This window comes from Amaricoccus sp. B4, assembly GCF_043226085.1.
Taxonomy (GTDB): Bacteria; Pseudomonadota; Alphaproteobacteria; order Rhodobacterales; family Rhodobacteraceae; genus Amaricoccus.
Window position 1 is genome coordinate 1,067,406 of the sequence record NZ_CP171225.1, and the last position, 19,004, is coordinate 1,086,409.

At 66.0% G+C, this 19,004-nt stretch carries 18 protein-coding genes; 8 read left to right on the forward strand and 10 right to left on the reverse strand.

Annotated features, from left to right (window positions below):
- The first annotated feature begins 121 nt into the window (after positions 1-121).
- From ACF66B_RS05085 to ACF66B_RS05100, 4 genes are all read left to right on the forward strand, one after another.
- Complete coding sequence (locus ACF66B_RS05085) at positions 122-871, forward strand: electron transfer flavoprotein subunit beta/FixA family protein (RefSeq protein ID WP_111431358.1); 750 nt, start codon at positions 122-124, stop codon at positions 869-871.
- A 20-nt stretch (positions 872-891) separates the two neighbouring features.
- Complete coding sequence (locus ACF66B_RS05090; RefSeq protein WP_111431357.1) at positions 892-1,824, forward strand: electron transfer flavoprotein subunit alpha/FixB family protein; 933 nt, start codon at positions 892-894, stop codon at positions 1,822-1,824.
- 34 nt (positions 1,825-1,858) lie between these two features.
- On the forward strand, positions 1,859-2,743 hold the full coding sequence (gene folD, locus ACF66B_RS05095; RefSeq protein WP_111431356.1) for a bifunctional methylenetetrahydrofolate dehydrogenase/methenyltetrahydrofolate cyclohydrolase FolD: 885 nt from the start codon (positions 1,859-1,861) through the stop codon (positions 2,741-2,743).
- Between the two features lie 124 nt (positions 2,744-2,867).
- On the forward strand, positions 2,868-5,429 hold the full coding sequence (locus tag ACF66B_RS05100; RefSeq protein ID WP_111431355.1) for an FAD-dependent oxidoreductase: 2,562 nt from the start codon (positions 2,868-2,870) through the stop codon (positions 5,427-5,429).
- 152 nt (positions 5,430-5,581) lie between these two features.
- Here ACF66B_RS05100 and ACF66B_RS05105 read toward each other — a convergent pair whose 3' ends face one another.
- Entirely contained in the window at positions 5,582-6,466 is an 885-nt protein-coding gene (locus ACF66B_RS05105; RefSeq protein ID WP_111431354.1) for a LysR family transcriptional regulator, read from the reverse strand.
- Positions 6,467-6,621: 155 nt separating this feature from the next.
- Between ACF66B_RS05105 and ACF66B_RS05110 the strand changes: the two genes are divergently transcribed.
- Both ACF66B_RS05110 and ACF66B_RS05115 read left to right on the forward strand, forming a co-directional pair.
- On the forward strand, positions 6,622-7,860 hold the full coding sequence (locus ACF66B_RS05110) for an aromatic ring-hydroxylating dioxygenase subunit alpha (protein WP_111431353.1): 1,239 nt from the start codon (positions 6,622-6,624) through the stop codon (positions 7,858-7,860).
- A 6-nt stretch (positions 7,861-7,866) separates the two neighbouring features.
- Entirely contained in the window at positions 7,867-8,949 is a 1,083-nt protein-coding gene (locus ACF66B_RS05115) for a hybrid-cluster NAD(P)-dependent oxidoreductase (RefSeq protein ID WP_111431352.1), read from the forward strand.
- Between the two features lie 253 nt (positions 8,950-9,202).
- Here ACF66B_RS05115 and ACF66B_RS05120 read toward each other — a convergent pair whose 3' ends face one another.
- The 9 genes from ACF66B_RS05120 to napF form a co-directional block, all read right to left on the reverse strand.
- Complete coding sequence (locus ACF66B_RS05120) at positions 9,203-9,598, reverse strand: cupin domain-containing protein (protein ID WP_111431351.1); 396 nt, start codon at positions 9,596-9,598, stop codon at positions 9,203-9,205.
- 359 nt (positions 9,599-9,957) lie between these two features.
- Positions 9,958-10,224, reverse strand: coding sequence for a hypothetical protein (locus ACF66B_RS05125; RefSeq protein ID WP_392664232.1), 267 nt, complete (start codon positions 10,222-10,224; stop codon positions 9,958-9,960).
- Positions 10,225-10,281: 57 nt separating this feature from the next.
- The gene (locus ACF66B_RS05130) at positions 10,282-10,995 is read right to left on the reverse strand and encodes a NapC/NirT family cytochrome c (RefSeq protein ID WP_111431349.1); all 714 of its coding nucleotides are present in this window, start codon (positions 10,993-10,995) and stop codon (positions 10,282-10,284) included.
- 26 nt (positions 10,996-11,021) lie between these two features.
- Positions 11,022-11,465 carry a nitrate reductase cytochrome c-type subunit gene (locus tag ACF66B_RS05135; protein WP_111431348.1) on the reverse strand — a complete coding sequence of 148 codons (444 nt, stop codon included), beginning with the start codon at positions 11,463-11,465 and terminating at the stop codon, positions 11,022-11,024.
- 21 nt (positions 11,466-11,486) lie between these two features.
- Positions 11,487-12,398, reverse strand: coding sequence for a quinol dehydrogenase ferredoxin subunit NapH (gene napH / locus ACF66B_RS05140; protein WP_111431347.1), 912 nt, complete (start codon positions 12,396-12,398; stop codon positions 11,487-11,489).
- Entirely contained in the window at positions 12,395-13,213 is an 819-nt protein-coding gene (napG, locus tag ACF66B_RS05145; RefSeq protein WP_111431346.1) for a ferredoxin-type protein NapG, read from the reverse strand. Before napG ends, napH begins: the two co-directional genes overlap by 4 nt.
- Positions 13,214-13,239: 26 nt before the next feature.
- Positions 13,240-15,732, reverse strand: a complete 2,493-nt coding sequence (gene napA, locus ACF66B_RS05150) for a nitrate reductase catalytic subunit NapA (RefSeq protein ID WP_162683393.1) — start codon at positions 15,730-15,732, stop codon at positions 13,240-13,242.
- Between the two features lie 3 nt (positions 15,733-15,735).
- Positions 15,736-16,008 (reverse strand): chaperone NapD, encoded by a 273-nt coding sequence (locus ACF66B_RS05155; protein ID WP_111431345.1) that lies wholly within the window; start codon positions 16,006-16,008, stop codon positions 15,736-15,738.
- Positions 16,005-16,511, reverse strand: a complete 507-nt coding sequence (napF, locus tag ACF66B_RS05160; protein ID WP_111431344.1) for a ferredoxin-type protein NapF — start codon at positions 16,509-16,511, stop codon at positions 16,005-16,007. The genes ACF66B_RS05155 and napF overlap by 4 nt, the downstream gene beginning before the upstream one ends.
- Before the next feature lie 322 nt (positions 16,512-16,833).
- On the opposite strand from napF, the gene ACF66B_RS05165 reads away from it, so the two are divergent.
- Together ACF66B_RS05165 and ACF66B_RS05170 are read left to right on the forward strand one after the other, a co-directional pair.
- Positions 16,834-17,577 carry a sulfite exporter TauE/SafE family protein gene (locus ACF66B_RS05165; protein ID WP_111431343.1) on the forward strand — a complete coding sequence of 248 codons (744 nt, stop codon included), beginning with the start codon at positions 16,834-16,836 and terminating at the stop codon, positions 17,575-17,577.
- 142 nt (positions 17,578-17,719) lie between these two features.
- On the forward strand, positions 17,720-18,835 hold the full coding sequence (locus ACF66B_RS05170; RefSeq protein ID WP_111431342.1) for a TRAP transporter substrate-binding protein: 1,116 nt from the start codon (positions 17,720-17,722) through the stop codon (positions 18,833-18,835).
- Positions 18,836-19,004: the final 169 nt, after the last annotated feature.

A 19,004-nucleotide genomic window follows, 5' to 3' on the forward strand; every position in this document is an offset into this window, starting at 1 on the left:
GATGGCTCTGCGGGCGAAAGACCGGCCAGAGCAGACGAAAACCGACCGGCCATAAGGCGTCGCGGTCATACTCTTGGAACCAACAGGGCACCACCGGAGTGCCGTGCAGCGAGGAAGAAACATGAAGGTACTGGTGCCTGTGAAGCGGGTCATCGACCACAATGTGAAGATCCGGGTCAAGGCCGACGGCAGCGGCGTCGATCTGGCCAACGTCAAGATGTCCATCAACCCCTTCGACGAAATCGCCGTCGAGGAGGCAGTGCGTCTCAAGGAATCCGGTGCGGCCAGCGAAGTCGTCGCCGTCTCCGTCGGCCCGGCCCAAGCACAGGACGTGCTGCGCACCGCGCTCGCCATGGGGGCCGATCGCGCGATCCTCATCACCGCCGAGACCGCCGTCGAGCCGCTCGCCGTCGCAAAGATCCTGAAGGGTGTTGTCGAGGCCGAAGAGCCCGGCCTCGTGATCCTCGGCAAGCAGGCCATCGACGACGATTGCAACCAGACCGGTCAGATGCTCGCCGCCCTCCTGGGCTGGTCGCAGGGCACCTTCGCCTCCGGCATCGCGCTCGGCGATGGCAATGCAAAGGTCACCCGCGAAGTCGATGGCGGCCTTCAGGTGATCGAGATCAACCTGCCCGCGATCGTCACCGCCGACCTGCGCCTCAACGAGCCCCGCTACGCCTCGCTCCCGAACATCATGAAGGCAAAGAAGAAGCCGCTCGAGACGAAGAGCCCGGAAGACTTCGGCGCCTCCATTGCGCGCCGCCTCACCGTGCTGCGCGTCGAGGAGCCCGCCACCCGTCAGGCTGGCGTGAAGGTCGGCAACGTCGCCGAACTGCTCGACAAGCTCAAGAACGAAGCTGGCGTCATCTGATAGAAGCGGAATCAAAGACCATGGCCATTCTTCTCCTTGCGGACCACGACAACACCACGCTCTCCGACCAGACCGCGAAGGCCCTCACGGCCGCGGCGCAGATCGGCGGCGAGATCGACATCCTGATCGCCGGCAAGAACGCCAGCGACGCCGCCGCCCAGGCCGCGAAACTCGCCGGCGTCCGCTCGGTGATCGTCGCCGAGGCCGACGCGCTGGAGCACCGCCTTGCCGAGCCCACCGCCGCGCTGATCGTCGCCCTCGCCGAGGGGTACGACACCATCCTCAGCCCCGCGACCAGCACCGGCAAGAACGTCCTGCCCCGCGTCGCCGCCCTGCTCGACGTGATGCAGATCTCCGAGGTGACCGAGGTCGTCGCGGCCGACACGTTCAAGCGTCCGATCTATGCCGGCAACGCCATCGAGGTGGTGCAGAGCACCGAGGCAAAGCGCGTCCTCACCATCCGTACCGCGAGCTTCGCCGCCGCAGGCGCCGCCGCAGCCGAAGCGCCGGTCCGGAGCGTCGAGGAAGCCGCCAGCGGCGATCTCTCGCGCTTCGTCGAGAACATCCTGTCGCAGAGCGATCGCCCCGATCTCAGCGCGGCGAAGATCATCGTCTCCGGCGGCCGCGCGCTCGGTTCTGACCAGACCTTCCGTGATGTGCTCAATCCGGTTGCCGACAAGCTCGGTGCCGCCGTGGGCGCTTCCCGCGCTGCCGTCGATGCGGGCTATGCCCCGAACGATCTGCAGGTCGGCCAGACCGGCAAGGTCGTGGCGCCGGATCTCTACATCGCCTGCGGCATCTCGGGCGCGATCCAGCACCTTGCGGGCATGAAGGACAGCAAGATCATCGTCGCCATCAACACCGATGCCGAAGCCCCGATTTTCCAGGTGGCAGACTACGGCATCGTCGGCGATCTTTTCGAAGTCCTGCCGGAAATGGCGCGTCAGCTCTGACGTCCCGTCGCGGCCCATCAGGGAGAGAGCGGAAATGACCGCAAAGATCATCGACGGAAAGGCCTTTGCCGCAGGCCTCGGCGACCGCATCGCGGAAACCGTCACGGCCTTCACCGAAGAGACCGGGCGCACCCCCGGTCTCGCGGTGGTGCTGGTCGGGACCGATCCGGCCAGCGAAATCTATGTCCGCAGCAAGGGCCGCATGGCCCGCAAGCTCGGCATGGAAAGCTTCGAGCACGTCCTGCCCGAAACCGCCTCGCAGGAAGAGCTGCTCGCGCTCATCGCGGCGCTCAATGCCGACGATACGGTGGACGGCATCCTCGTGCAGCTCCCGCTGCCCCGCCATCTCGACAGCCTTGCCGTCGTCGAGGCCATCGACCCGGCCAAGGATGTCGACGGGCTGCACCCGGTCAACGCGGGCTATCTCGCAACCGGCCTGCCGGGCCTCGTCTCCTGCACGCCGCTCGGCTGCCTCATGCTGCTGAAATCGACGCTCGGCGATCTCTCCGGGCTCGATGCCATCGTCGTCGGCCGCTCGATTCTGGTCGGCAAGCCGATGGCCCAGCTGCTGCTGGCCGAGAACTGCTCGGTGACGGTGGCGCACTCGCGCACCCGCGATCTCGATTACAAGGTCCGCCAGGCCGATATCGTCGTCGCCGCTGTCGGCTCCGCCGAGATGATCCGCGGCGACTGGATCAAGCCCGGCGCCACGGTGATCGACGTCGGCACCAGCCGGGTGATCCGCGACGGCGAGAAACGCCTCGTCGGGGATGTCGAGTTCGCCCATGCTTCCGAACGGGCGCGGGCGATCACCCCGGTGCCCGGCGGCGTCGGCCCGATGACCATCATGAGCCTCATGCACAACACGCTGCTCGCCGCCTTTCGTCGCTCCGGGCGGGTCGCACCCCAGCTCTGGTGACCATACCTTCTGCGCCGCGCGTGAAACCGTTGTTTCTCGCGCGGCGCATGTCTTCTGGGCTGTAGAGCCCGCCCGCCAATCCGTCTAATCTTCCCACAAACTCCTCGAACAAGTGGAATCAAGAATGTCCTCGTTTCCCGAACGCGCAAATGTCGTCATCGTCGGTCTCGGCGGTATCGTCGGCGCCTCGGTCGCGCATCACCTGATCGAGCGCGGCTGGGACAATATCGTCGGCATCGACAAGTCCGGCATCCCCACCGACATCGGCTCGACCGGCCACGCCTCGGACTTCTGCTACTGCACCAGCCACGACCTGCTGACCACGTGGACGACCATGTATTCGGTCGATTTCTACGAGAAGATGGGCCACTACTCGCGCATCGGCGGCATCGAAGTGGCACGTGTCGGCGATGACGGCCGCATGGAAGAGCTCAAGCGCCGCTGCGATTCCGGCCGCGCCTTCGGCACCCGCGTGAAGATGATCACGCCGGCCGAAGCCAAGGAAAAATTCCCGCTGATCGAGGAAGACCAGATCCAGGGCGCCATGTGGGACCCGGATGCGGGCCTCGTCATCCCCCGCTCGCAGACCGTTGCGGGCAAGCTCGTCGACGCCGCCGAGAAGTCCGGCAAGCTCCGCGCCTTCGCCAACACCTCCGCCCTCGAGCTCATCACCGAGAACGGCCGGGTCACGGGCGTGAAGACCACCCGCGGCACGATCATGGCCGACCATGTCGTCGTCTGCGCCGGCCTCTGGGGCCGCCTCATCGCCGCGATGGCGGGCGAGGATCTGCCGGTCATGCCCGTCGATCATCCGCTGACCTTCTTCGGCCCGTATGACGAATTCGCCGGCACCGGCCTCGAGATCGGCCGCCCGCTGCTCCGCGACCAGGGCAACTCGGCCTACATGCGCGACACGGGCGATCCCTCCACCACCGAGGGCGGCCAGATGGAATGGGGCTACTACTACGAGAAGGACGTGCGCATGGTGCATCCGCGCGACATTCTCGAGAAGGAACAGTCGCGCCTGTCGCCCTCCATGCGCGACCTCGTGCTCGAGGACGTGATCGAGCCGCTCGAACGCGCGATGGAGCTGACCCCGATCCTCGCCGAGCTCGGCTTCAACGAAAGCCACTCGTTCAACGGCCTGCTGCAGACCACCACCGACGGCGGCCCCTCGATGGGCGAAAGCCGCAAGCTCCGCGGCCTGTGGTATGCCGTGGCGATCTGGGTCAAGGACGGCCCCGGCATGGGCAAGCTCATCGCCGACTGGATGACCGACGGCCGCACCCATATCGACCACCACTCGATCGACTATTCCCGCTTCAACGAGTTCCAGCTCACCGAAGATTTCATCTGGGGCCGCTGCTTGGAAACCGCCGCCAAGATCTACAACCCGCCGGTCCACCCGCGCGAACCCTTCGGCAACGCCCGCGGCATCCGCCGCTCGCCCTTCTACGAGCGTGAAGTCGAGCTCGGCGGCTATTTCATGGAACTCGGCGGCTGGGAGCGGGCCCATGGCTACGCGGCCAACGAGCATCTCCTCGAGAAATACGCCGATCAGGTGCCGGTGCGCGAAAACGAGTGGGACAACCGCCATTTCTGGCGCGTCTCGAATGCCGAGCAGCTCGAGATGAGCGCCGATTGCGGCATCATCAACCTCTCGCATTTCCACATGACCGACATCTCCGGCCCGGATCACGTCGCGCTGATGGAATACCTCTGCGCGGCCAAGATCGGCGGCGACGCCAACATCGGCAAGGGCATCTACACCCACATGCTCGATGACGAAGGCAATGTGCGCGCGGACTTCACCGTCTTCCGCATGGCCGACCGCTGCCGCCTGGTGAACGGCGCCGACGCCGGCCCGCGCGACCTGATGTACATGAAGCGCACCGCCCAGGACAAAGGCCTCGATGTCACCATCACCGACGTGACCGAGGATTTCACCACCATCGGCATCTGGGGCCCGAACGCCCGCGAGAACCTCAAGAAGGTCGTCGCGGACCCGGACATGCTCGACAAGGAGAACTTCCCCTTTGCCGCGATCAAGCCGATCGAGATCGCAGGCAAGAAGGTCTCGGCCTTCCGCATCTCCTATGTCGGCGAACAGGGCTGGGAGCTGCACATGGCCTACGACGACGGCCTCGCCGTCTGGGACGCGCTGCGCTCCACCGGTGTCATCGCCGTCGGGGTGGAAACCTACGCGAACTCGCGGCGGATGGAGAAATCCCTGCGCCTGCAGAACGCCGACCTGCACACCCAGTACAACCTCTACGAGGGTGACCTGGCGCGCCCGAAGGTCAAGGAAGCGGACTTCCACGGCAAGGAGAAGCACCTCGAATACCGGGCCCGCGAGCACCAGCCCGCGATGCTCTGCACCCTGGTGATGACGGAAAACACCGACAGCAAGGGTGTGGCCCGCTTCCCGGTCAACACCATGCCGGTGATGGACCCGGAGACCGGCGAAGTGCTCGTCGATGCGCTCGGCCGCCGCTCCTACACCACGTCGCAGGCGTTCGGTCCGACGGTGGGCAAGAACATCATGCTCGCCTACCTGCCCTGGGATTATTGCCAGGTCGGCCGCAAGCTCAACGTCACCTATTTCGACGAGACCTATCCCGTCGAAGTGGCGGGCGTCGGCTACGCGCCGCTCTACGATCCCGAGAACCTCAAGCCGCGCAGCTAAGCCGGCATCGGTATAGCTCTGCTCAAGCGACTCCGGCGGATTTCCGCCGGAGTTTCTGTTTTTGGGGTCCGCTTCGGCCCTCTCGAATGTCGGGCGACCGTCCTGACCTCAGACGGGCAATACGGCCCTCCCTGCCTCGCTCCGGGCAGCGATCACTCCGGCGTCTCCTGCGCGACCAGCCAGTCGGCAAACAGACGCGCATTGGCCGAGGCCCGGCCGTGGATGCGGAGATAGAAGGGATGGGGCGAGTCCATCGCCTCGGGCACCAGCTGCACCAGGCGGCGGCTGCCGAGAAAGCTTCCCAGGAGTCCCTCCCAGCCGAGCACCGCGCCGACATGATCCTCGGCAACCTTCAGGGAAATGAGATAGTTGTTGAGAAAGAAGCCCCGCCCCCGCGGCGCGGGCAACCCCTGTTTCGCGAACCATTCCGGCCAGTCCGTCCAGTCGTTGCTGCCCGATTGCGTGTGGATGAGCGGCACGGAGAGCAGATCGGCAACCTCGGAAATGCCATAGGCTTCAGCAAACTGCTCGGTGCTGAGCGCGAGAATGCGATCGCGGAAAAGCACGCGCGTCTCGTCATCCTCCCGATCCGGATCACCGTAATGAATGCTGAGATCGACGCCCTGCGCGCGGCCTTGATCCTCGATCATCTGCGAGATCGCGACACCGGGATGGGCCTTCCAGAACGCCGCCAGCCGCGGCGTCAGCCAGAGCCCGCTCATCGCCGAGGTGGCCGCAATCGACACGCCGTTGCGGTCATGGCGGCTGCGGATCCGCGCCACGCTCTCCGAAATCATCTCGAAGCCCCGCTGCAGCGACACGAACAGAAGCGCGCCGGCTTCGGTGAGCTCCACCCCGCGGTACTGCCGGTTGAAAAGCGGCTGACCGAGCTCGGTCTCCAGCGCCTTGATTCGATGACTGACCGCCGCAGGAGTGACGTTCAGCTCGAAGGAAGCCTGCTTGAAGCTCAAATTTCGGGCAGCTGCCTCGAAACAGGCAAGGTCGCCAAGCGATGGCAAATCATACGGATTCGGCATGTTGGTCGCTTTCAGACAGCAGATGTCGCGAATGGAACATTTGGCACAAGAGTTTAGGCATGATAATGTCACATGAGATTTTTGCCAATTGCCAACGGCCGCGCACGATGGCTCTGTGCGTGGCAGATCCCGTTCTCGCGCCAGGAGTTCAGTATATGGCAAGCCAGACCGCCGCGCTCTCCGACCTGCTCAACCAGCACCGCCCCGGCCATGCGCTCCAGCAGCAGTTCTACAACGTGCCCGAAATCTTCGAGGCCGATCTCGAAGCCATCTTCTACCGCGAGTGGCTCTATGCCTTCCCGGTCTGCATGCTCGACAAGACTGGCAGCTACCAGCGCCTCCGGATCGGCGTCTATGACGTGGTCGTCCTGCGCGACGGCAAGGGCGAGATCCGGGCCTTCCACAACACCTGCCGCCACCGCGGGTCGGTGATCTGCGCCGCCACCACCGGCCGCGTCGCGAAGCTCACCTGCCCCTACCACCAGTGGACCTACGACCTCGACGGCCGCCTGATCTGGGCGCGCGACATGGGCCCCGACTTCGATCCCTCGAAGCATGGCCTGAAGCCGGTGCATTGCCGCACCGTCGCCGGGCTCGTCTACATCTGCCTCGCGAACGATGCGCCCGATTTCGACGCCTTCGCCGCGACCGTGAGCCCCTATCTCGGCGTGCACGACCTCTCGAACGCCAAGGTGGCCTTCCAGTCCACCATCATCGAGAAGGGCAACTGGAAGCTGGTCTGGGAAAACAACCGCGAGTGCTATCACTGCGCCGGCAACCACCCCGACCTCTGCCGCACCTACCCCGAGGATCCGACGATCACCGGCGTGAGCGCGGACGGCACCTTCCCCGAGAAGGTCGAGAAGCACTTCAACCGCCTCGAGGCTGCCGGCGCCCCCTCGCGCTTCCAGCTCGGTGAGGGCGGCCAGTTCCGCGTGGCCCGCATGCCGCTGCTCGACGGCGCCGAAAGCTACACGCTGAACGGCAAGATCGCGGTGCAGAAGCGCCTCGGCCAGGTGCCGTTCCTCGACGCCGGCACCCTGCTGCTCTTCCACTACCCGACGACCTGGAACCACTTCCTGACCGACCACTCGATCACCTTCCGCGTGACCCCGATCGGCCCGCAGGAAACCGAGGTGCAGACCACCTGGCTGGTGAACAAGGACGCGGTCGAGGGCGTGGACTACGACCTCAAGAACCTCACCACCGTCTGGGAACACACCAACGACGAAGACCGGCGCGTGGTCGAGCACAACCAGCAGGGCATCAACTCGCCCGCTTACGAACCCGGCCCCTACTCCGCGATGCACGAAGATGGTGTGATCCAGTTCGTCGAATGGTATCTTGGGCGCATGCGCGCAGCACAGACCCCCACCTCCCTGGCAGCAGAGTAATTCCCGATGGCGAAGCCCCAAGAGACTGCAAACGAGACCTGGACCGACAACGAGCCGCTTGAGTGCGTCTCGATCCTGCCGGAGGCCCCGAATGTGGTCACGGTCTGCTTCCAGGCCCCCTCGGGACGTTCCTTCGCCTTCGAGGCCGGGCAGTTCCTTACCCTCGAACTGCCCGTGCCGGGGGGTCCGCTCTACCGGACCTTCACGATCTCCTCGTCGCCGTCGCGCCCGAAATCGCTGACGATCACGATGAAGGCGCAAGCCACCTCGATCGGGGTGCGCTGGATCATCGACAACCTCCGCCCGGGCATGACGCTGAAGGCGACCGGCCCCGGCGGGCGGTTCACCTCGACCGAATACCCGGCGCGGAAGTATCTCTTCATCTCCGCCGGTTCGGGCATCACCCCGATGATGTCGATGACGACCGAGATCTATGACCTCGGCCGGCATTGCGACATCGTCTTCGTGAACTGCGCCCGCCGCCCCTCGGAGATCATCTTCAAGCGCCGCCTCGAGCACATGGCGATGCGCATCGCCGGGCTTGATCTCAAGTGGGTCGTGCAGCAGCCCGATCCCTACCAGCCCTGGACCGGCTATCAGGGCCATTTCAACCAGCTCATGCTCGGCCTGATGGCGCCGGACTACCTCGAGCGCGAAGTGTTCTGCTGCGGCCCCGAGGGCTTCATGCAGGCGGTGCGCGAGGCGCTCGCGGGCCTTGGCTTCGACATGGACCACTACCATCAGGAGAGCTTCCACGCTCCCGGCACGCCGGGGCCGGAGCTCGTCGAGGTCGAGCTGCCCGACGACCACCTGCCGCAGGAAGACGTCGCGGCCGAAGTGGTCTTCGACATCTCCGGCATCACCCAGACCTGCACCGAAACCGACACCGTGCTGGCCGTTGCCCGCAACGCCGGCATCGCCATCCCGTCGGGCTGCACCTTCGGCGTCTGCGGCACCTGCAAGACCAAGAAGATCTCGGGCGAAGTGCACATGGTGCACAACGGTGGCATCACCGACGAAGAGATCGAGGAAGGTTACATCCTCGCCTGCTGCTCGAACCCGCGCGGACGGGTCGAACTCGAAATCTAGGCGCCGGGACGGTTCAGGTTCGAACCGTTTCGCCCCGGACGACAGTTTCGCTCCGCGCGTTTGCTCCCCGCAACGGGCAGCAGACCCCGCATGGACCGGCATTCTCCCCTGCCGGTCCATGCACCTTTTCCCCAAGCGCTGCGCCGCTGGCGCCATCCTGAACGCGCCACCCTCCTGCCCCCGGCATGTCGCGCGCGAAGACGATCACAAGCCTCTCCCTCCAAGCCGTCTACGCGCGCGGGTCCGTTCGGGATCAGGCGCCGTATTGCGCGTCCGACACCTGCTCCATCCAGTCGACGACCTTGCCGTCCTGAACCTCCTGAATGGCGATGTGGGTCATCGCCGCGTCGGGCCCGGCGCCGTGCCAGTGCTTCTCGCCCGGCGCGAACCACACCACGTCCCCGGCGCGGATCTCCTCGATCGGCCCGCCCCAGCGCTGCACGCGCCCGGTGCCGGAGGTCACGATCAGCGTCTGGCCGCGCGGATGCGTATGCCACGCGGTGCGCGCGCCGGGCCCGAAGCGGACGTTCGCCCCCTGCACGCGCTCCGCATCAAAGCTGTTGAAGAGCCCCTCGAGCTCGACCTCGCCGGTAAACCAGTCGGTCGGGCCCGGACGGGTCGAGCGGCTGTCGGCACGCACGATCTCCATGGCGTATCCTTTCCCTTTCTGCTGCCTCTGCCGGCACTCTAGGGCGATCCGAACCGTTCGATGAGAGGAATAAGTGTCATTCCCGAAAGAGCAGGTCTCGGGACTGGCACGCTCCGCATCCGCGCCGCCGCCCCGGCGCAGGAAACACCCCGCGCCCGAAGCGCGCAAAAACTCTTCACGACGCCCCCGGCATCCCGGCGCGGCCAACGTTGGCCAGTGCCGCCCCGCGCGCGGATCAACCGGCCCCACTAGCCATTCATGATATGTTAGTATCTTTTTTCAGCAAATTCAATTACTTGATTTCCGTTTCACGGTGAAAAGCCCCGTTTTCACGGCAAAGCCTCTCCCGGAAGCGCCGGTCAGACCGTCGCCCCCTTGTGCCGGATCGCACAGCCCACCACCCCGGCCGCCATGCCGACAAGGACCGCGACCGCAACCTCGATCACCGTGACATGGCCGGGATGTGTGCCGCCGAAGAGATAGGTCTCGAGAACCCCGACAAGCCCCCCCATGATCGCCGCGAACAGCCAGTTGCGCGTCGCCATCCCGAGCGCAAGCCCGACGATCCCCGGCAGGCTCAGGATGTTTCCCCCGATCGTTCCAAGCAGATCCAGCATTCCCAACATGGTCGCGTTCTCCTGAAATGTGAGCAGGGCGCCTGGCCTGACCGGCGCCCCGTCAGGCTACTCCACCGTCCTCTCGAGGTAGGTCCGTATCGCCGCAAGATCGGGGCCGGGCGCGAGGTTCCCCTGTGCCGTCTGCCCGCCCTCGAGCTCCTCCACGACGTGGCGGTATTCCTCGAGATAGCCCGGCGCCAGATCATGCGCGATGCCCTGGTGGCAGTCGATGCAGGTCATGCCCTCGTCGATCGCCCGCTGGTGGTTCGCCGCGGCGCGGGTCTCCTGGATGGTGAAATCCATGTATTCGAAGGCATGGCAGTTCCGGCACTCCCGGCTGTCCGTGGCCTTCATCTTGCGCCAGACCGACGCCGCCATGTGCAGCCGCCGCGCCTCGTAGTCCTCCGGCGTCGAGATCGTGCCGAGGATCTCGTGATAGACATCCTTCACCGCCATGATCTTCGCCTTGACCTTGTACTGCCACTCATGCGGCACATGGCAATCCGAACAGATCGCCCGCACCCCGGAATGGTTGTTGTAATGCACGGTCTGCCGGTATTCGCCGAGGTTGGTCTCCATCGTATGGCAGGAGACGCAGAACTCCTCGGTGTTGGTGAGCTCCAGAGACCAGTGGAAACCGCCCCAGAACAGGATCCCGGCGAGGAACCCCGCGAGCAGAAGGAAGCCGAGGCTGAAGGCCGAAACGGGGCTCCAGATCAGGTCCCAGAGGCCAAGGAGGCCGCGGCGGCGGGGTGGTTTCCCATCCTTCGGATCGCGCATGATGGTGTCTCCCTGTTCCGGCGGCTTCAGTGCAGCGAGCTGGAAGGCTCGAAGGTGTTCCCGACCAGTTCGGGCGCATTGGCCTGCGGAACATGGCACTGGGTGCAGAACCAGCGGGTCCCGGCGACGGTATCGAGCTGCGTGCCGTCGCGATCGAGATAGTGCGACATCGAAAGCGTCGGCGCGCCGCGTTCGCCCGCGTTGGTCCAGTCATGGCAGCTCAGGCACTGGTTGGTGCGCAGGTCGATCTGGTACTGGGTCATCGAATGCGGGATCACCGGCGGCTGCTGGCGATAGTTGCGGACCTGCCGGCCTTCGAGCTGCTGATAGACTTCGCCCACATCCACGGTGTCCTCCACATCGACACCCCTGAGGGAGGAAACCGGGCCGGAGGCCTGGGCAAGGACCAGTCCGGCGACCAGCATGGGTGCGGCGAGGGCGGAGATACCCGCGAGTACCGGCATTTTCATCTCTGATCTCCCTGGTGATGTTCAGGCGGCATGACTGGTGTTCGGATCATTCGCCGCGCCCTCCCCCGTCTTGAGGTGGTGGTCGAAGCGGTGGGTGAAATTGAAGACGTTGACCGAGCAGACGTCGATGCACCGCCCGCAGTTGGTGCAATCCGGCGACAGGATCAGCGGCGTCTCGCCGGGCTTTCCCTTGAGGGCGGGCGAGATCACGTGGGATTCCGGGCAGACGGCGTAGCAGTCCATGCAGTTGTCGCAGACCGTGCGATCCGCGGCGCTGACACGAAGCAGGCTCTTTGCCCCCAGAAGGCCGTAGAACGCGCCCACCGGGCAGACATGGCCGCACCAGCCCCGGCGCGCGACGACGAGATCGAAAAGGAAGATCATCGCGACCAGCGCCCAGGCGAAGCCGATGCCGAAGACCAGTCCGCGATGCAGCATGGTGATCGGATTGACGATCTCCCAGGCGATCGTGCCGCTCAGCGCCGAGACGACGAGCGCGGCGCCAAGGATCCAGAACCGTGTCGTCCGCTTCGGCTGCCAGCCCTTCTGCAGCCCGAGCCGTTCATGCAGCCAGTGGGCGGCATCCGTCACCGGATTGATCGGGCAGACCCAGGAGCAATAGACCCGCCCGCCGATCAGCGCATAGGCCACGAGAACGATCAGCGCGCCCAGGAGCGCGGTGGCTTCCGGCCAGTGCCCGGCGAACATCCCCTGCAGCAGGACGAAGGGATCGGTGAGCGGCAGAACGCCAAGGGTCCGCGACCCCGCCAGCGTCCCCGCAACCCACCAGACCCCGAACCAGGGCCCGAGGAGGAAGAGCATGAGAAAGAAGGCCTGCGACAGGCGGCGCAGGATGAGGTAGCGGTGTGCGCCCACCCAGCCCTTCTCGCGAATGGCCTCCTGACCGGTCGGGAGCCGTGTCTTGTCGCTCATTGGCTGGCTCCCGGCAGCTTGAAGGCCGGATCGAAGCCGCCCGGTGTCGCGAGATTGTCGGTGCCCGGCCCCGGCAGACGGTCCGGCAGATCGATCAGGTCCTCGACCAGCGGCGCGCCATGGGCTTCCCGCTCCTCCCAGCCCTTGCGGTAATGCTCGGCAGCCGCCCCGCGGGCCAGCCGCAGCGGCAGCACCTTGATCGCGGCCTCCGGCAGCACGCAGCTCTTCTCGCAGATGCCGCAGCCGGTGCATTGCCCGGCATGGACGGTGGGGGCGAAGATCGCATGATGGCCGGAACGCTCGTTATGAGACAGCTCGAGCGTGATCGCCTTGTCGATGACCGGGCAGACCCGGTAGCAGACATCGCAGCGCAGCCCGAGAAAGTTCAGGCAGTTCTCCTGATCCACCAGCACGGCGGTTCCCATGCGCGCGTCGTCGATCACCTGCAGCGCGGGATCAAGCGCCCCCGTCGGGCAGGCCGCGACGCAGGGAATGTCGTCACACATCTCGCAGGGCGTGTCGCGGGCGGTGAAATAAGGCGTGCCGGCCGCCGGGCCGCCCTCGCCGAGTTCTGCGAGCTTCAGCGTGTCGTAGGGGCAATCCCGCACGCAAAGGCCGCAGCGGATGCAGGCGGCGAGAAACGCATCCTCCGGCAAGGCCCCCGGCGGACGCAGCGCGTCTGCCGGCAGCGCCCTTGCCTGATGCGCGAGATAGGCCAGCAACGAGCCTGCCATCGCGCATCCCCCCGCCATCCGTGCGGTCTCCGCAAGGAACCGGCGGCGGTTTGGGTTGGCTGGCCTTCCGGGGGCGGGCATTCTCGGGGTTCTCGGTCAGGGGAGGGTCACGCGCGCTCGACCTTGCAGGCGCATTTCTTGAAGTCTGTCTCCTTCGACAGCGGGCAGGTCGCATCGAGCGTGAGCTTGTTGATGAGTTGGCCCTCGTCGAACCAGGGCACGAAGACGAGGCCGCGCGGCGGCTTGTTGCGGCCCCGCGTCTCGACACGGCTCAGCATCTCGCCGCGCCGGGTCGAGATCATGATCTCCTGGCCGCGCCGGAGGCCACGGTCCCGCGCATCGTCGGGATGCATGAACACCACGGCCGCCGGAAAGGCGCGGTGCAGCTCCGGCACGCGCCGGGTCATCGAGCCCGAATGCCAGTGTTCCAGCACGCGGCCGGTCGCAAGCCAGAGATCGTATTCCTCGTCCGGGCTCTCCGCCGGAGGCTCGTAGGGCGCGGAAATGACCTTCGCCCTGCCGTCGGCGTTGCCGTAGAACTGCACGTCCGCGCCGTCCGCGACATAGGGGTCGTAGCCCTCCCGGAAGCGATAGAGCGTCTCCTGCCCGTCCACCACCGGCCAGCGCAGGCCGCGCGCATGATGATAGGCGTCGAACTCGGCGAGGTCGTGGCCGTGGCCGCGCCCGAAGGCGGCGTATTCCTCGAAAAGCCCCTTCTGCACATAGAAGCCGAAATGCTCGGCCTCGGCATTGTCGAAGCCCTCCGCCGTCTCCGCGAGCGGGAACATGTTCACCGTGCCGTTCTCGTAGAGCACCTCGTAGAGCGTCTTGCCGGCAAGCTCGGGCTTCTTCGCGACCAGCTCCTCTCCCCAGACCTCGTCCACGGTGAAGCGCTTGGAGAATTCCATGAGCTGCCAGAGATCGGATTTCGCCTCGCCGGGCGCCGAGACCTGCTGGCGCCAGAACTGGGTGCGGCGCTCCGCATTGCCGTAGGCGCCCTCCTTCTCCACCCACATCGCCGTGGGCAGGATCAGGTCCGCGGCCATCGCCGTAACCGTCGGATAGGGATCGGAGACGGCGATGAAGTTCTCGGGGTTGCGATAGCCGGGGATGCCCTCCTCGTTCATGTTGGCCGCGGCCTGCATGTTGTTGTTGCACTGGACCCAGTAGGCGTTCAGCACCCCGTCCTTCAGCATGCGGTTCTGCAGCACGGCATGGAAGCCGGGCTTCTCGGGGATGGTGCCCTCGGGCAGGCCCCAGGCCGCCTCGCACCGGGCGCGGTGTTCGGGGTTCGTCACCACCATGTCGGCAGGCAGGCGATGGGCAAAGGTGCCGACCTCGCGCGCCGTGCCGCAGGCCGAGGGCTGGCCCGTGAGCGAGAACGGCGAGTTTCCGGGCTCGGAGATCTTCCCGGTGAGCAGATGCACGTTGTAGCAAAGCCCGTTCACCCAGGAACCGCGGGTGTGCTGGTTGAAGCCCATGGTCCAGAGCGACATGACCTTGCGGTCCGGGTCGGCGTACTGCTCCGCCAGCCGCTCGAGCTGGGCTGCCGGAACGCCGGACAGCTCAGAGACCATGTCCACGGTATAGCTGGACACCGAAGCCGCATATTCGTCGAAATCGATCGGCGTCAGCGTGCCGTCATCGGGATGCGCCGCCGCTTCCTGCAGCGGATTCTCGGGGCGCAGGCCGTAGCCGATATCGGTCTCGGTCCGGGTGAAGTTCACATGGGCATTCACGAATTCCCAGTTCACCCGGTCGTTCTGGATGATGTAGTTGGCGATGTAGTTGAGGATCGCGAGATCCGTCTGCGGCGTGAAGACCATCGCATTGTCCGCAAGCTCGAACGAGCGGTGCTCGAAGGTCGAGAGCACATGCACCTGGCAGCCGGGCCTGGTGAGCCGGGTGTCCGTCAGGCGGGACCACAGGATCGGATGCATCTCCGCCATGTTCGAGCCCCAGAGCACGAAGGTGTCCGCCTGCTCGAGATCGTCATAGCAGCCCATCGGCTCGTCGATCCCGAAGGCGCGCATGAATCCCACCACCGCCGAGGCCATGCAGTGGCGCGCGTTCGGGTCGATGTTGTTCGAGCGGAAGCCGGCCTTCATCAGCTTGGAGGCGGCATAGCCCTCCCAGACCGTCCACTGGCCCGAGCCGAACATGCCCACCGAGGTTGGCCCCTTGTTCGCCAGCGCCTCCTTCCACTTCTGCGCCATGACATCGAAGGCCTCGTCCCAGCTTACCGGTTCGAACGCGCCGTTCTTGTCGAAAACGCCGTTGGTCTTGCGCAGGAGCGGCGTTGTCAGCCGGTCCTGGCCATACATGATCTTCGAGAGGAAATAGCCCTTGATGCAGTTGAGGCCCCGGTTCACCGGCGCGTCCGGATCGCCCTGGGTCGCAACCACGCGCCCGTCCTTCGTCCCCACGAGCACCGAACAGCCGGTGCCGCAGAACCGGCAAGGCGCCTTGTCCCAGCGAATATCGGCCGAGGCGGCCTGGGCCGCGGCGGGCCCGGTGGCGAGCGGAATGCCTGCGGCCGCGGCCGTGCTCGCCGCTGCGGTGGCTTTCAGGAACGTCCGGCGGGATTCGGAGATGGTCATGCGTCAGGTCTCCTGAGTATTCAGTACAGGCGCGGGCCCCGGGGTCTGATCTTCGAAGTGGTGGTAGTTGAGCGTGAGCGAGATCACGCCCGGAAGCTGGTGCAGCGCCATGAGCAGATCCGAGGCGCGCGCCGTCCGGGTATCCTCGACCACGACGACGAAACGGCCGTCCGCGCTCTCGGCATGGACCTCGACGCCCTCCATCGCGGCCATGGCGGCGCGGGCCGCTTCCCGCGCGCGCGCCGCGACATGGACAAGGCAACCACAGATGTTCATTCGCGTGCTCCCACGGCCGCGGGAAGATCGCGGCGAAACGCTACGGCGCCTGCCGGGCAGGTGAAGGCACACGCGCCGCAGCCCGTGCATCGCTCCGGATCGAGCTCCGGCACGGCCCGGCCCGCCGTCATCAGCCGGAACCGGATGGCGCGCGTCTCGCAGGCATCCTCACAGGCCCGGCAGGCAATGCCCTGAAGCGAAAGGCAGGAGGGCCGTATCTCCGCCCGCCACGGCCACTCGGCGACAAGCTCGACCAGAAGCGCGCCCGACGGGCAGGCGCGCGCGCAATCCCCGCAGAACGTGCAGGCACCTTTCGAGAAATCCAGTGACGGGCGCTGCCCTCGGCCTTGCACGATGATGCCTTCGGGGCAGGCCTCGGTGCACTTGCGGCACCGGTCGCACAGGCTCGCGAAGTCGCCCCGGGCCCCGGGCGGCCTCATCTGATCTGTCTCGTCCGGAGCGAGATTTCCGCGCAGGAAATCTCTTCGAGAGTGACATACCATCGCGTCGCTTGGCCTTCTGCCTGGCACCACCCGGAGCGTGACGCGCTGCCCGCCCGCTCCGGTCACACGCCAGGCGCGCTTCTGAACCCATCAGAAAACCGTCTCGCGCCCGGTGTCTGGGGCTCAGTCTATGGGGCCGCCCTCGGATTGAATTGACTTTGGTCAAGTCGCTCCACGTTGGAATGCGGGCGCACCACCCGGCCCCTTCCCGAAACCGGCAACGGTAAAAGGCGGTTGGCGCAGGCTTCCTCTGCGGGTTCCAATCGGCCGGAAGCCGGTTTACAGCTCGCCGGGTCGTCAACAGATTCCGCGGGTGGTCCCGATGCTGCAATTTCTGGTCCTCTCGCTCGCCGGGCTTGCCGCGGGCGCACTCAATGCCGTCGCGGGCGGTGGCACATTCCTGTCGTTTCCGGCGCTGGTCTGGCTGGGCGTGCCGCCGGTGATGGCGAATGCGACCGCGACGCTGACCGCGCTGCCGGGCTATGTGAGCAGCGCCTGGGCCTTTCGCCGCGACGTGAGCGCCGAGGGCAGCCTCGGGCTCCGGGGGATGCTGGGCCTCTCGGTGCTGGGCGGGTTCATTGGCGCGCTCCTGCTGATGGTGACGCCCGACGAGGTGTTCTCGGGCGTGGTGCCATGGCTCCTGCTCATCGCCACAGTGCTCTTCGCCCTCGGGCCCTGGCTCGTGCAGCGTCTGGGGGGCGCGGACGGGCTCGGCTTCCTCGCCTCCGCGCTGGTGCTGCTGGTGGTGTCAGTCTACGGCGGGTATTTCAACGGCGGCCTCGGGATCATGCTGCTCGCGGCTTTCAGCCTCATGGGCTTCGCGAACCTCCACGGCATGAACGGCCTGAAGAATGCCCTCTCGGCGATCCTCTCCACGGTCTCGGCGCTGACCCTCGCGCTCGCCGGGCTGATCGAATGGGACAAGGCGCTGGTGCTGGGGATCGCCACGGCGCTCGGCGGCTATCTTGGCGGGCATTATTCGCGCCGGATCCGCAACATGCGTGCGCTGCGCATCGCCATTGTCACGGTCGGCCTCGCGATGACGGTGGCATTCTTCCTGCGCTGAACGCCCGGAAGCGCCGGGCGGGGGCATCTTTCCGGCCGCCTTGCCGACGAAGCGATTGTTTCTTTCGGCGAAGGAACTAAACCTGTGTTCCAGGGCTCCGGCCGCTTGCGGAGCCAAAAGTTCGCATCCAGGGAGGAACACAATGGATCGACGCAAGTTCATCAAGGGCACCGCACTGGGCTCGGCCGCAGCCGCCGGATCGATGCTCGCAGCCCCGGCCATCGCACAAACGATGCCCAAGGTGCAGTGGCGCTGCACCTCGTCCTTCCCCAAATCGCTCGACACGATCTATGGCGGCGCCGAGGATGTGGCGAAGTTCGTGAGCGAAGCCACGGATGGCAACTTCACCATCCAGGTCTATGCCGCGGGCGAGATCGTCCCCGGCCTTCAGGCAGCGGACGCAGTCACGAGCGGCACCGTCGAGATGTGCCACACCGCGGCGTATTACTATGTCGGCAAGAACCCGGCCTACGCGCTGGGTGCCACTGTGCCGTTCGGGCTCAACACCCGTGGCATGCAGGCCTGGCTGCTCTATGGCGGCGGCATGGACCTCTGCAACGAGTTCTACAATTCCGAGGGGCTGCACTACATCCCGGCCGGCAACACCGGCGCGCAGATGGGCGGCTGGTTCCGCAAGGAGATCAACTCGGTCGCCGACATGAACGGCCTCAAGATGCGCATCGGCGGCCTCGCGGGCCGGGTGATCGAGAAGCTCGGCGCCGTGCCGCAGCAGATCGCGGGCGGCGACATCTACCCCTCGCTCGAGCGCGGCACCATCGACGCGGCCGAATGGATCGGGCCCTATGACGACGAGAAGCTCGGCTTCTACAAGGTTGCGCCGTTCTACTACTATCCCGGCTGGTGGGAGGGGAACCTCATCCTCAACATGTTCGTCAACACCGACAAGTGGGCCGAACTGCCCCCGGCCTACCAGAGCCTGCTGCTGACCGCCGGCAAGGCCGCCACCACCGAGATGATGGCCGAATACGACTTCAAGAACCCGACCGCGATCCGCCAGCTCGTCGACAACGGCGCCCAGCTCCGCCCCTATCCGCAGGACGTGATGGAGGCCTGCTTCAAGGCGGCCAACGAGCTTTACGCCGAGATCAACGGCGAAAACGCGGCCTTCAAGAAGATCTACGACTCGATGATGGCCTTCCGCGCCGAGACCTATCTCTGGCAGCAGGTGGCGGAATACAGCTTCGACACCTTCATGATGGTCAAGCAGCGCGAAGGCGCGCTCAACATGGGCGGCTGACGGCAGCCAGCCCGCCGCGCATCAGAGGCCCGCGGCGCGTGCGGGCCTCTCCTGAGGATTGCTCTCGCCGATCGCCCGCCCCGGTCTGCCAGCGGAGCGGTGGTCCGGCACAGCACCGCCCACAACGCCGGGAAAGGCGAGGCGCCCAGATCCCCCCGACCAATGCCGA

Excerpts from the sequence above, each read along its gene's own strand:
- ACF66B_RS05085 (WP_111431358.1), top strand. The coding sequence starts at position 122 with ATGAAGGTACTGGTGCCTGTGAAGCGGGTCATCGACCACAATGTGAAG.
- ACF66B_RS05090 (WP_111431357.1), top strand. The coding sequence starts at position 892 with ATGGCCATTCTTCTCCTTGCGGACCACGACAACACCACGCTCTCCGAC.
- folD (WP_111431356.1), top strand. The coding sequence starts at position 1,859 with ATGACCGCAAAGATCATCGACGGAAAGGCCTTTGCCGCAGGCCTCGGC.
- ACF66B_RS05100 (WP_111431355.1), top strand. The coding sequence starts at position 2,868 with ATGTCCTCGTTTCCCGAACGCGCAAATGTCGTCATCGTCGGTCTCGGC.
- ACF66B_RS05105 (WP_111431354.1), bottom strand. The coding sequence starts at position 6,466 with ATGCCGAATCCGTATGATTTGCCATCGCTTGGCGACCTTGCCTGTTTC.
- ACF66B_RS05110 (WP_111431353.1), top strand. The coding sequence starts at position 6,622 with ATGGCAAGCCAGACCGCCGCGCTCTCCGACCTGCTCAACCAGCACCGC.
- ACF66B_RS05115 (WP_111431352.1), top strand. The coding sequence starts at position 7,867 with ATGGCGAAGCCCCAAGAGACTGCAAACGAGACCTGGACCGACAACGAG.
- ACF66B_RS05120 (WP_111431351.1), bottom strand. The coding sequence starts at position 9,598 with ATGGAGATCGTGCGTGCCGACAGCCGCTCGACCCGTCCGGGCCCGACC.
- ACF66B_RS05125 (WP_392664232.1), bottom strand. The coding sequence starts at position 10,224 with ATGTTGGGAATGCTGGATCTGCTTGGAACGATCGGGGGAAACATCCTG.
- ACF66B_RS05130 (WP_111431349.1), bottom strand. The coding sequence starts at position 10,995 with ATGCGCGATCCGAAGGATGGGAAACCACCCCGCCGCCGCGGCCTCCTT.
- ACF66B_RS05135 (WP_111431348.1), bottom strand. The coding sequence starts at position 11,465 with ATGAAAATGCCGGTACTCGCGGGTATCTCCGCCCTCGCCGCACCCATG.
- napH (WP_111431347.1), bottom strand. The coding sequence starts at position 12,398 with ATGAGCGACAAGACACGGCTCCCGACCGGTCAGGAGGCCATTCGCGAG.
- napG (WP_111431346.1), bottom strand. The coding sequence starts at position 13,213 with ATGCCCGCCCCCGGAAGGCCAGCCAACCCAAACCGCCGCCGGTTCCTT.
- napA (WP_162683393.1), bottom strand. The coding sequence starts at position 15,732 with ATGACCATCTCCGAATCCCGCCGGACGTTCCTGAAAGCCACCGCAGCG.
- ACF66B_RS05155 (WP_111431345.1), bottom strand. The coding sequence starts at position 16,008 with ATGAACATCTGTGGTTGCCTTGTCCATGTCGCGGCGCGCGCGCGGGAA.
- napF (WP_111431344.1), bottom strand. The coding sequence starts at position 16,511 with ATGGTATGTCACTCTCGAAGAGATTTCCTGCGCGGAAATCTCGCTCCG.
- ACF66B_RS05165 (WP_111431343.1), top strand. The coding sequence starts at position 16,834 with ATGCTGCAATTTCTGGTCCTCTCGCTCGCCGGGCTTGCCGCGGGCGCA.
- ACF66B_RS05170 (WP_111431342.1), top strand. The coding sequence starts at position 17,720 with ATGGATCGACGCAAGTTCATCAAGGGCACCGCACTGGGCTCGGCCGCA.